Genomic DNA, 11,969 nt, shown 5'->3' with positions numbered 1-11,969 from the left:
TATGGTTAAATGTAGATAGAACCATTGTTTTCAGCTCCTTTTGGTGTGAGTGGGTATTTTGGAAGTTCTGTGATTGGTACTTCTTATTTACCATGAAAACAATGGTTTTTAACTTTGTTGTCTATCTATTTAACATAGTAGGGACATAATAATTACTTGCTCAATAGTGAAGTTTCTCCTATAATCATATAGTAAAATGAACCTAAAAATGATTACTTTTGGATAGTAGTTTGTAATTACACCCATCTCTTTATCATCAGGAATCTATTACTAGTATTAAAATATTATTTTTATCTTCTTTTACAACTTTGTTTTAAGGAACAAATTAAATATAAAGCATATCGAGGTGTTTTTAGTGAATTGGACAATTAACAAAAAATTGCTAGGGGGATTTTCTGCGGTTCTACTATTGCTACTTATTACAATTAGTATTAGTTACATACAAATCACAAAGTTAGACGATTCGTATACAGACCTATTGCAAGATAAGGCAATGAAAGCAGTCGAAATAAGGGAATTACAAGTGGCGGTTAAACAAGAGATGATCGCCATGCGTGGATATTTAATTGTAGGGGATGACAAAGCTTTTCAAGACCATACACATGCAGCTTCGGACTATAAAGAAGCCTATAGTTTATTACTTCCAAAATTTAAATTACCGGAAGCAATTAAAATGTTGGAGGGTATTAATCAGGCCCATGATGAATATCTTCAGTTCTCAGAGAAAGTATTTGACCTTAAAAAGCAACAGCAAAACAAGGAATATGAAGCACTAGTCTCTACAGAGGGAAGGGATATAGTAGGTAAATTAGATGCTGAGGTAACTAAACTTTCAGAGTTTCAGAATAACCTATTAGAAAAAGGGAATGTTGCAAACAAAGAAAAAGTTCAAAGCATTACCCTTCTTGTTTTAATTATTGGTATAGTGTCCGTATTGATAGGAATTGCTATTGCACTATTTATAGGAAGGCTAATTTCTAAGCCTATCGTCTTATTAGCAACCTCTGCAAAAAGGATGGCTGATGGAGACCTTACTGTGAATAAAGTATCGGTTAAAAATAAAGATGAAGTTGGCGACTTGGTCGATTCCTTTAATCTCATGGCTAAAAACCTTCGAATGGTCATTGAGCAAGTTAGCACAAATGCCGAGCATGTCGCGTCATCTGCTGAAGAGTTGACGGCAAGCGCTGAACAAACTTCTCTTGCGACTGAACAGATTGCAACGTCCATTCAGGATATTGCAAGTGGATCAGAGACACAAGTGGTAGGAGCCAATGAATCTTCTTCAGCGATGAAAGAAATGGCAACTGGAATCCAACAAGTTGCGGAAACCTCTTCCTCTGTGTCAGAATCAGCAATCGAAACAAATAAAGAAGCAAATTTAGGAAATGAATCCCTTCAACAAATGATTCATCAAATGAACAAGATTGACGCTGCTGTTTCAGATTCTGCTATAGGCATAAAAAAGTTAGGTGAGCTTTCTAAAGAAATCGGCAATATAATTGGCGTTATAACTGGGATAGCTGATCAAACAAATCTTTTGGCCCTAAATGCAGCGATTGAAGCTGCTCGTGCTGGGGAACATGGGAAAGGATTTGCGGTTGTTGCAGATGAGGTGAGAAAACTCGCTGAACAATCCAAGGAATCTGCAGATCAAATCGCCGGATTAATCACCCAGACACAAGAAGATACAACGAAAGCTATACAAGTGATGGAAGTGGGCACGAAAGAAGTTGCTGCTGGTAAACAACTCGTAGATGAAACAGGAGAACGCTTTGAAAAGATTCTACTCTCCATTGAACAGGTTACCGCTCAAATTCAAGAAGTATCCGCTATTTCAGAAGAAATGTCCGCAAGCGCAGAAGAGGTTAATGCATCTATAGAAGAAATGGCTTCTATCGCTCAATACTCAGCTGAAAACACTCAAAATGTCGCTTCCGCTTCAGAGGAACAGCTTGCTTCTATGGAAGAAATCACGGCTTCAGCTAATAGTTTATCTAAAATGGCTGAAGATTTACAGGCGATTGTTAGACAGTTTAAGTTGAACTAGGATTTTAATAGTAGAACTTTGTGGTCTAAATGTATTCTGATGACTCCGCTATGATCGGAGTCATCTTTTTTTAATTTTATTTCATTTTCATAGAGGATTTAGAGCTTTACATCTAGGAAAAACTTCTCATAATTTCTTTAAAATATGCATAGAACACCTTTGAACTAATTCGGTACATAGGATGATACATTTCAATGAAAAGCATATCGTTATGCCTTCCTACTCTGACTCTAGAATCGCATGTAGTTATCTCGAATCCTAATAAAAATCGTGTAGGTACCCATCAGGGACTTTGATTGAATAGATGAGATTTTAAGTAAAATGTGGATATAGTTTTTAAAAAGCCAATCTGTATGTTTCATACAAATCGGCTTGATTGTTAGGTTGGTCTCATTTTATCTCTAATTTCTTCTACATGTATGTTTCATTAATTTTTCGAATGGGACATTGCTATTTACACAAGTTCCTCCATATCGTTCTCTTTAAATATCCTTGCATTTTTCGTTGATACAATAATAAATAGGGAATAACTAGTATCTCTTATACATAAATTCATATGTAATAACATAACAAGCTCTCAAACAGTTCGATTTTCTTCTATTAATATATGTACCTACATATGGGGAAATTATTTTATTCCTTTCAATTTAACCCTTAAAATTTCAATCAATTGTACTGGTCCACTTAGTTAGGTGGTTAATAGTTAATTTAAGAGTACAACATACTTTTAAGAGTGCATATTGTATATTTCACTCTTAACATGTTAATGTTAATAATTATAAGATCAATTTTAACTGTTTTCACATCTAATTTTTAGGAGGCGGACAATATTAGTGCAGTGCAAGGAGTCAAAAAGTTACCTATCTCGATCAAACAAACGGATGCCTATGAATTATTTATGAAACTAGCTGATATATCAGGGAAAATTGGTCGACTAGATGAAAAGTTTAAACGTTCTATTTTAAGAAGTGATTTCATTAATACACTTGCATTAAAGGAATCCGTTCAATCCACCCGTATTGAAGGTACTCAAGTTACCTTTACAGATATGGTTGAACAGACACATAAAGCAAACCCTAAATGGGAGCATATTGAAGTTAACAATTATCAGCAAGCTTTGATTTCAGGACATGAGCGTATTCGTAATGGTTACCCTATTACAACTCGCCTTATATTAGAACTTCACAGTAATTTAATGGAGGGTGCACGCGGTACAAACGTTGCAAATGGGGAGTTTCGTAAAATTCAAAACTTCATCGGACCAACGAACAAAATAGAAGATGCCGTTTATATTCCTGTTGGTGCAAATGAAATTGAATCGTACATGGAAAACTGGGAAACTTTTGCAAATAAGCATCCCTACGGTGAAAAACTGCCAGTAGAACATCTTAATAAAAATGAAATTATTTTAGATGAGGATAGTCATCCACTCTTGAAAGTTGCCATACTGCATGCTCAATTTGAATCCATTCATCCATTCTTGGATGGAAATGGTCGTCTAGGGCGCATTTTATTAACACTATATATGGTTCAATCTAAACTCGTTTCTAGTCCCATTTTCTTTGTAAGTGAAGAGTTAGAAAAGCAGCGTTCACGTTATTATCATTTGTTGAATGGAGTCAGAGGTCAAAAACCAGACTGGAGTAGCTGGTTAAAATTCTTTTTAAATGCTTCTGATCGAATGGTTGATAAGTTGACTGACCTACTTGATCGTGCAGAATTAGTTGCAACTGTAGGTCTTAAGAAATGTGAAAGATCAATTCAAAAGGATGTATACTTATTTACTTTTAGAGAACCCAATACAACAGCTGTTCAAGTCTCTGCCCGTTTCAACATTGCAGCCTCAACAGCCCGCAATGTATTAAATGAGTTAGATGAGCTAGGATTAATTTTCAAGGATACTAGCCAAAAACGTAACATTGAATATTATAACTACGATGTATTAGATTTGTTAAATTAGATTTCCTGCTTCAATGAGGGGTGCCAGGTTCTCAAACAATAGAAAAGTCTCTTAATCGATTTCCCGATCAAGAAACTTCCCCATCCTCACAACGAAGCTTTCTCAAATCAAATTGTCAAATTGTTTTATAACCTGTTACTCAGTCCCATTTTTTTCTTTAAGCGATGCTACATGCTCCACTGATAATCCCGTCGCTTTAGAGATATCCTGAATTCCCATCTTCATTTCTAATAGATTACACGCCGTGTTCTCATTAGCAGTTTGAGTGCCTTGTTCTACACCTTTTTCTAGAGCTACTTGTTCTCGTATTTTCGCCTCTTTAACAGCTGCTTCTTCATCCATGACCTGTTTTAAACGTGTCCTATATGCCAAGAGACCATCTGGTGTAGAACTTAACTCTTCCCAGCTTGTGAATGCACCAAGTAAATGTTCATCCTTCATGGCGATTTCCTCCAATTCTTTATAGATATCTTCATATACCTGCCCTTTGCGATGGTCGACAATACCGAGCAATAATAACCAACGAGCTAATACATCATTCAAAGGATCTAATCGTTCATCTTTCCAGTGTTGAAGCAACTTCGGTATCTCGATAAAATGGAACTCCATCATATCATCCATTCGAAACTTTTCCTCATCCTCATATAAATGATACGTTGTATGAAATAAATCCGTTTTCGGAAACAAAATGAAATTTAAAATATTTACGGTAATGGTAGCATTTAATTCAATGTAACTCATACTTTTGATAAGTTGATCGCTATATAGTTGTGACCAATAATAAATGGATCGTTTAACCATATCGTATTTATTGGTAAATTGAATTTCCACATTTACTTGTTGATTGTCCTGTGTTTGAACTAAAAGATCTAATCGTGATTGCTTATCGCCATAATATTCTCCACCAATTTCTACATTTTTAAATGTAATTTCTTTTACGTTATCTCGACCGGTACGTTTTAATATCGCATTTAGAAACACAACCGTAATTGCTTTATTCTTCTCACTACCAAACAATTGTTTGAATGCATAATCAATTTTTAAATCCATAAGCTTTTCTAATGGAATACGCTTTAATGCTTTTCTATTCAAGCGCTTCACCTCAAACTGCTTCAATTTATTATACCATTTTTTCTAAAAAGACTTTGAGTATTCTATTCCGTTTCAGTAACATGGAAAACCATTACAAGGTCTTTGGAAAATATACCTGTATTTTGTAGCTCAGAATATTCATTTGGCAAAGCGAGCATTCGCTTCTACAACTCCTTCTAGCTTAAAAGAATCATTAGAGGAAGTAAAATGTCTAAAAAAGCGAACTATGGCATTTTGAAGGTCAAAAAATGACAAAAAATATGCAGAATTCATTTTTGAAAGCAAAAACGTGCTTAAAATTTAATTATTACAAAATGAATCATTACAAAATAAAAAAAGAATAGAAAAGCCTCCTAATCGACTACTCGATCAGGAGACTTTCTATATTCCTTCAAACCCCGTCCTTAAACCTAGCTTTCTCAAACTAAGTTATCAGAATTGTTTTAGAACCTGGTACCCCAGATTATTTATACCCCAATGCAATCATAGTTTCTTTAAAATATGCATAGAACACCTTCGGACTAATTCGGTACATAGGATGATACATTTCAACGAAAAGCATATCGTTATACCTTCCTACTCTAGCTCCAGAATCGCATGTGGTTATCTCGAATCCTAGCAATTCTTGAACGATTGAAAATGTACCTCCACAAATAACAACATTGGGACCTATTATTTCAATTTCTTTCAGCCAAAGTTCTTTGTTTGCAATTGCATGTGCTTTTATTATTTCCATATCGCTTTCTCCAGATCCGCCTGTCTTTTTTAGGTTTGTCATTGCGATATTCAGTAATCCTTCTATTATATTTGCCTCTTTCATATAGGTTAATTTCTCATATGCGGGAAAACCTTGAAGTAAACCGAAGCTCCAAAGCCCTACCGTTTCCCAAATGCGATAAAACTTCATTCTTTCTATTTGATCTTTCATGAGTTGAACTAAAGACCAATTCTCCAGTTGTTCCATATCATTAACTTCTTTTAATAGAAATAAAATTCTCACATCACAGCTAGCAAACATATCCTCATCCACAACACCGCCAGAAACAAAATGTCCGGGATGTTTTTGGTTCCAATCATTATACAGAACTTCTAGTTTTTCATTTATAGTCTTCATATTTGGCTCCTTTGTTAACCTAGTTATCGTCCAAATGGGAATTCATTACTTCCTATTAATATTTGAAAATATTCCCCACTCTTGCTAGACAGCTAGCTTCAATATATCTCTAATGAAGTCCAAAAAACTCAGATACTTTATCAATTGTGTATTGGTTTCTTAACTTATACGCGCTATTCTGGTTAGCCATTAAACCTTTTTCCCAATATGCGTCCCCTTGCAAAGTATGCTTTTCCCACTCTATCTTTACGACATACTCACATTTTTCAGTGTCGTCTTCGTCATGTAGCATATTTGGAGCTTTTAAACTTAATTCTGATATTCTTTTTGGCTCATCATTAATAATGAATGTAATATCTTTTATTGGTTTGGCAGTTTCAATGACTTTTCCTATTCCTACATATCCACTTTTCGGTATCATACAAAACACTCTTGCACCGACAAATAACTGATTTAATGTCCGACTATACCACTGGCCATTCCCAGCCGATATAAATCCGTATTTAACAGCGTCCTCCCACTTTCTGTACTTTCCTTCTTCAAAGTTAACGACAAAATCTTGATTGTTCCACTTTTCTTTTTTACTAGCTACTTTAGTATTGCTAGATTTTCCTTCCACAATATTTGGATCCAACAACCAGCTTCTAGTAATATACTCCTGATCCCCATCTTTAAAATATCGAAAGAACACCGCATTAATTGGAACATCATAATTGTTCGAAAGGTAATTTATGATTCTTTCCGTTTCTCTATCCAATTGAGAAGAGACAATCATAATTTGATGTGATTCATTTATCTTCTCTGGTAAAGGACTTTCAAACTTCTCCGCAAACGCTACTTCTAATTGACTTCCGTTTTTTTCCTCATAGATTTTTAGTATACGATCATATGAAAGATTTTGTACCCATGATGCATAATCTAATGCTTATGCTACAACATCTCTTGGTGTCTGATTTTTCTTTAACTCAATAATATAAAGATTCCCTTCTTCATCAATTGTTAGCATATCTATAAACTTTCCGTAATCCGTTTGAATCTGATTACCAATCAGTAAAAAATCTTCTGAAAGAATGGATAGATCTTTCACCAGTGTTTCCTCGAGTTTACGTTCCGATTCTATTGGTGAAAATGTCACTTTTTTAATAGAATCGTTTATTTTCCATATTCCGACTTCAATTGGCATACCACATTATCCCCTTTCCCATTCCAAAACTTGATCCATGCATCCACTATCAAGGCGACAACCATAGTGGATTACATAACTTTATTCCTTATATACTTGATCTCCAAACAATTTCCTAATTATTATATCGGTAAACTAATCTTTACTTACACAGGGACCTTATAACAGTGAATTATATTTTTTAAGAGTGCATTTCAACTATTTTCAAATTTATAAGAATATAATCTGTTTAATAATAAAAAAGGTCAAATAATGCTCACCTATTGAGTGGCATTATTTGACCTTTTTATGTGTTTTACATTTTGGCAAGTCTAACAAGTTAGCTTTTTCAACCATATTATTAAAACCTATTTAAAACTAATTTTTAATAAGAAGGGAAAAGTTACTTCCTATAATCGTATTTCCACTCCGTTTTTTCCAACTCTGTTATTAACCCAACTAAATAATCAACAACAATGTCCAACATTTTTTCTCCCTTTTCCACAGTTGCTTTAGTAGGATCTCCAATTGCACCAGTTCTTGTTATTTCCTTAATATCGAATATGACTGATGCATGTTTGCTCAAATTAATCATATCGTGAGGAATTTCACAAATAGCATCCTCCATATTTACCAATTCTGGTCGAACCGCCATCGTGATAGAAGTTTCTCCTTCGCCCCCATGCCCTAATCCATTCCAAACCTCAAAATCATCCTTCATCTTCTCTCCTGTGATTTCCCACCAAGCAGGAATATAAATAATGGATGCTTCTCTAAATTTATTCTTCACGTTTCGGGCTGCAACCTCTAAAGCTGGTATATTTCCATCATGACCATTTAATATAAGGATATGTTGAATACCATGATTTATTAAGCTTGTAAAAATATCTTCCGCAATCGAAACAGTAGTCGTATATTGTAAAGAAACGGTTAATGGAAAATGATCATAATGAATGGATGTTCCAAACGGTATACCTGGCACGACCACCGTTCTTTCTAATCGTTCTGCAGTTCTTTTAGCTATTTCAGTTGGCACAAAAATATCAGGACCAAGCGGCAAATGCCATCCATGACTCTCGCATGCACCAAACATTGTAATAGCACTATCAATTTCTTTTTTAGCTAATTTCTCTTTTATCTCTTTTGCGGTAAATTCATTCAAAAATACTTTTTTCACAAAATCAGCCCCTTCTACAGTCTTTGCAATGTAGGTTTATCGAATTTCCCATCGTTTGTCACTTTATAGATAATCGGATATAAAATCATTGTTATGACCAATGCCACAAATCCTGAAGGCAATCCGAATGGCGATGAAATACCGTACTCAAATGTTAATCCTAAAATTGCACCTATAATAAATGAAATAATACCGGCAAGTCTATACTTAGGCTGAGAATTCAATTGGTCTAGATCATATTTCCTTTTCTTCACTATAAAATAATCTGCAATGAGGGGACCCGCAAGAGGTAGAAACGCCGCTCCTAATATAGTAATGAAATTAGCAAAGAATATTTGATAGAAGGCTAGAGATCCAATAATAGTTCCTAGTACCCCTACTACTAAAACAATTTTTCTTCGATCAACCTTTTTATCATAAGACGAAATAACGGGACCTACATAAAGAGAATTACAATACAGCTCTGCATTATTTGTAGTCCAGAGCGATGTTGTCCATGCTAAAACGCCAATAATGGCTAAAATAATTCCTTTATCCACCATCCACTCGACATAGTTAAACTGACCTACTGATACTGCCCCTATATAGCCAACAATATTTAGTAACGGATTAGTTAAAACAAAACAAGCAAAGGCGCATACAATGACTGCCTTAACGGACTTATTGAATCGGAATAGGTCGACCCCCATCACAACTCCTGCGATCCAACTTCCCATAACAATAGTTATCGCGCTTCCAAGACTTAAGCCATCTATTTTGTTCGCTTCCGAAAGAAAAGCCTCTAGCCCCCCACCTTCTTTCAACATACCAAAACCAACAATTAAAGCGATAACTAAAATAATAGGAGCAACAGGAATTGCAACTGCTTCAATTGCTTTCATGCCTTTATATGCTGTAATTGTGAAAACAACGCCGAAAACCATACAGGCAAGAAAGTTCTCCAATGTAATAGGTGGTATCCCTTCATAACCTAATGATGCTGGATTCAGTACGGTAATGCCTGATGGATTTCCTATAAACGAAGCCCAAATTTGCCCAACCATCCCTGTAATACTAGCAAACCAACCAAGCGTTAAAAGTGCCATTACAACAAGAGGAATATTACTACCTAATAGACCATACGAATATCTACTGATTAGAGCTAGGCTTAAACCAGTTTTTTGCGCCATTATTCCAAGAAGCGTAGTCAATATCATCAAAGTTCCCATGCCCAAACCTATTGCCCATAAAGCCATTCCCGGAGAGACACCTGGTTGGCCACCAAATCCCGCTAACACTCCTCCAACAAATAGGCCTGTCACCACATACCCGAATCCAACCCATACCATTACCTGTTTCCATGTTGGTCTGCGTGCTGAATGTGGAACGGCGGTAAGCATATACTCATCGTCTTCGATTGGCTTATCAACATCTAGATCTACACGACCCGTCATTTAATACCTCCTTCTTTTTATATATTTGAAACTTCGGTATTTAACAAAAGGAAATCAAATCCCCTTATTAATATATTTGGGAATATAAAAAATATGCTTTTGTTCCTTCTAGCATGTAGATTTGTATTATTTCCGCTAAAAACAGTTAATCTTCAATGGGAAAGAAAATAAAAAATCCTGCATCGCTCTGCAGGATTTTTTATTTGTTATTGTGGAGTTACTTCTTTTTCCAATCAAGTCTGGATTTTCTTTTTTGAATACGTCTTTCTGGACGAATAGACTTTGTCAAGCGTATGTTCAAAGAGATGAATACTTATTTCCTAGATGAACCAGAGTATATCGAAGGGATAAATTCAGTACAGGTCATTTTGAAGAACAATATTCTTATGCGAAGAATACGTAGGCATGAAAGAATTACTACTTTGATTTCAAAGGAATGGAAATCATTGTCAAAAGAAGAACAAACGGCACTTGAATATATCTATAGTAGAGGACAAATCACAACTAAACAGTTATCATCTCTAATAAATAAAGGAACTACTTCTTCTAAAAAAATATTACAGCAATTATGTGAAAAAGGAATTTTGGAATTAATACGAACATCTAAAAATGACCCAAATTAATATTATATATATAAAACAAACCACTAGCGTCGCATTAAAATAATTTAACACAAAGTTTTAATCTGAATTTTCTGCAATATTATTTCTCCATAAAAAAATCCTTTATAATGGTTTGGTGGTAGTAACCTATCCAAATCCACTAAAAAGGATCAATCTCATGGATAAGATTACAGGAAAAACTTCATTTGAACAATGGTTTTCTCCAATTTCCGACGAATTATTTGCGGAACAAGTGAAAAACCTCCATTTAGACTGCTATACAAAGAAACTTCATATGGCTTCGTTTATGAAATTACTGTTATTTGCACAACTTCATGAAACAGAGAGTTTGCGCGCTTTAAGTGATTGTGTATTTTCGGAAGAACTGCAACACACAACGAACCTAGATTCCATCAGTTTTTCTCAACTAGGTCGTCGTTTAAATCAAGTACCGACAGATTTCTTTCAAACTATCTTTCTTGATTTAGTTGCTCAAATTCACACGAAGACAGATTTTGAAACAAGGCGAAAAACAACCACACCACTTAAAATCATTGATTCGAGCACCTTACCGCTAAATTTAACGAATCACAAGTGGGCGAAATTCCGAAAAACCAAATCAGGCGTCAAGCTTCACTTACGGCTAGTGTTCATGGAAAAAGGGTGTTCCTACCCTGATAAAGCAGTTCTGACGAATGCGGTCGAACATGATCGTGGTCAGTTAGAAGTGCTCGTTGACGACAAGGAATGCATGTACGTATTTGACCGTGGTTACCTGGATTACGAACGTTTTGAGCGTATGACAGATGAAGGTTATTTCTTCGTCTCCCGCTTGCGTAAAAACGCCGTCACACGTCTACTGGAGACATTCCAATTACCGGAAAATTCATCTGTAATATCGGATGAAATAGTGGTCATCGGTACGATTCAAAATCGCGCGGAAAACGTTTTTCGTTTGATCAAAGTACTCGATTCCAAAGGGAATGAACTTCATTTACTAACGAATCGCTTTGATTTGAGTGCGGATGAAATTGCTGAATTGTACAAATCACGCTGGGCTATCGAACTATTTTTTAAATGGATGAAACAACATCTGAACATTAAAAAGTTCTACGGTTACAGTGAGCAAGCCGTATACAACCAAGTATATATCGCGATGATTGTCTACTGTTTGAATGTACTCGCTCAGTTAAACACCCAAAGCAAGCGAACGTACTTACAAATTAGTCGATACTTAAAAGCAGCTTTATGGAAGCCAGCAAAAATCTGGTTACGCAAAATCACCGGAAAGACGGTACCGTAAAGTTATCTAGTCACTGTCGCCCCCGCCTTAGGACATAGTCAAAAAATGGATGTATACTACCTATACTTGAGTGTCT

10 protein-coding genes are annotated in these 11,969 nt (G+C 35.3%); 4 read left to right on the top strand and 6 right to left on the bottom strand.

Annotated elements, in window-relative coordinates; all coding sequences use genetic code 11:
- Positions 1 to 355 precede the first annotated feature (355 nt).
- A complete protein-coding gene (locus FS486_RS17690; RefSeq protein WP_144513394.1) occupies positions 356 to 2,050 on the top strand; it encodes a methyl-accepting chemotaxis protein in 1,695 nt (564 codons plus the stop codon).
- An 838-nt stretch (positions 2,051 to 2,888) separates the two neighbouring features.
- Positions 2,889 to 4,010: a Fic family protein gene (locus FS486_RS17685; protein WP_260858149.1), complete on the top strand. Its 1,122-nt coding sequence runs from the start codon at positions 2,889 to 2,891 to the stop codon at positions 4,008 to 4,010.
- A 135-nt stretch (positions 4,011 to 4,145) separates the two neighbouring features.
- Here the strand turns inward: FS486_RS17685 and FS486_RS17680 are convergent, their stop codons facing one another.
- The 6 genes from FS486_RS17680 to FS486_RS17660 form a co-directional block, all read right to left on the bottom strand.
- On the bottom strand, positions 4,146 to 5,102 hold the full coding sequence (locus FS486_RS17680; protein WP_260858148.1) for an Rpn family recombination-promoting nuclease/putative transposase: 957 nt from the start codon (positions 5,100 to 5,102) through the stop codon (positions 4,146 to 4,148).
- Between the two features lie 463 nt (positions 5,103 to 5,565).
- The gene (locus tag FS486_RS17675; protein ID WP_144513390.1) at positions 5,566 to 6,216 is read right to left on the bottom strand and encodes a hypothetical protein; all 651 of its coding nucleotides are present in this window, start codon (positions 6,214 to 6,216) and stop codon (positions 5,566 to 5,568) included.
- 109 nt (positions 6,217 to 6,325) lie between these two features.
- Positions 6,326 to 6,850 carry a hypothetical protein gene (locus FS486_RS20345; protein ID WP_222122605.1) on the bottom strand — a complete coding sequence of 175 codons (525 nt, stop codon included), beginning with the start codon at positions 6,848 to 6,850 and terminating at the stop codon, positions 6,326 to 6,328.
- 291 nt (positions 6,851 to 7,141) lie between these two features.
- A complete protein-coding gene (locus tag FS486_RS20340) occupies positions 7,142 to 7,399 on the bottom strand; it encodes an endonuclease NucS domain-containing protein (protein WP_222122604.1) in 258 nt (85 codons plus the stop codon).
- A 382-nt stretch (positions 7,400 to 7,781) separates the two neighbouring features.
- Entirely contained in the window at positions 7,782 to 8,555 is a 774-nt protein-coding gene (locus tag FS486_RS17665; protein ID WP_144513388.1) for a creatininase family protein, read from the bottom strand.
- 14 nt (positions 8,556 to 8,569) lie between these two features.
- The gene (locus tag FS486_RS17660; RefSeq protein WP_144513386.1) at positions 8,570 to 9,988 is read right to left on the bottom strand and encodes a purine-cytosine permease family protein; all 1,419 of its coding nucleotides are present in this window, start codon (positions 9,986 to 9,988) and stop codon (positions 8,570 to 8,572) included.
- Positions 9,989 to 10,293: 305 nt separating this feature from the next.
- Between FS486_RS17660 and FS486_RS17655 the strand changes: the two genes are divergently transcribed.
- Positions 10,294 to 10,611, top strand: a complete 318-nt coding sequence (locus FS486_RS17655) for a hypothetical protein (RefSeq protein WP_144513384.1) — start codon at positions 10,294 to 10,296, stop codon at positions 10,609 to 10,611.
- Between the two features lie 157 nt (positions 10,612 to 10,768).
- Positions 10,769 to 11,893, top strand: coding sequence for an IS4 family transposase (locus FS486_RS17650; protein ID WP_144513382.1), 1,125 nt, complete (start codon positions 10,769 to 10,771; stop codon positions 11,891 to 11,893).
- The last annotated feature ends 76 nt before the right edge of the window (positions 11,894 to 11,969 follow it).

The organism is Bacillus sp. FJAT-22090 (assembly GCF_007676755.1).
Taxonomy (GTDB): Bacteria; Bacillota; Bacilli; order Bacillales_A; family Planococcaceae; genus Psychrobacillus.
The sequence above is the reverse complement of the archived record's forward strand: the minus strand, read 5'-3'. Positions and strand labels throughout refer to the sequence as shown.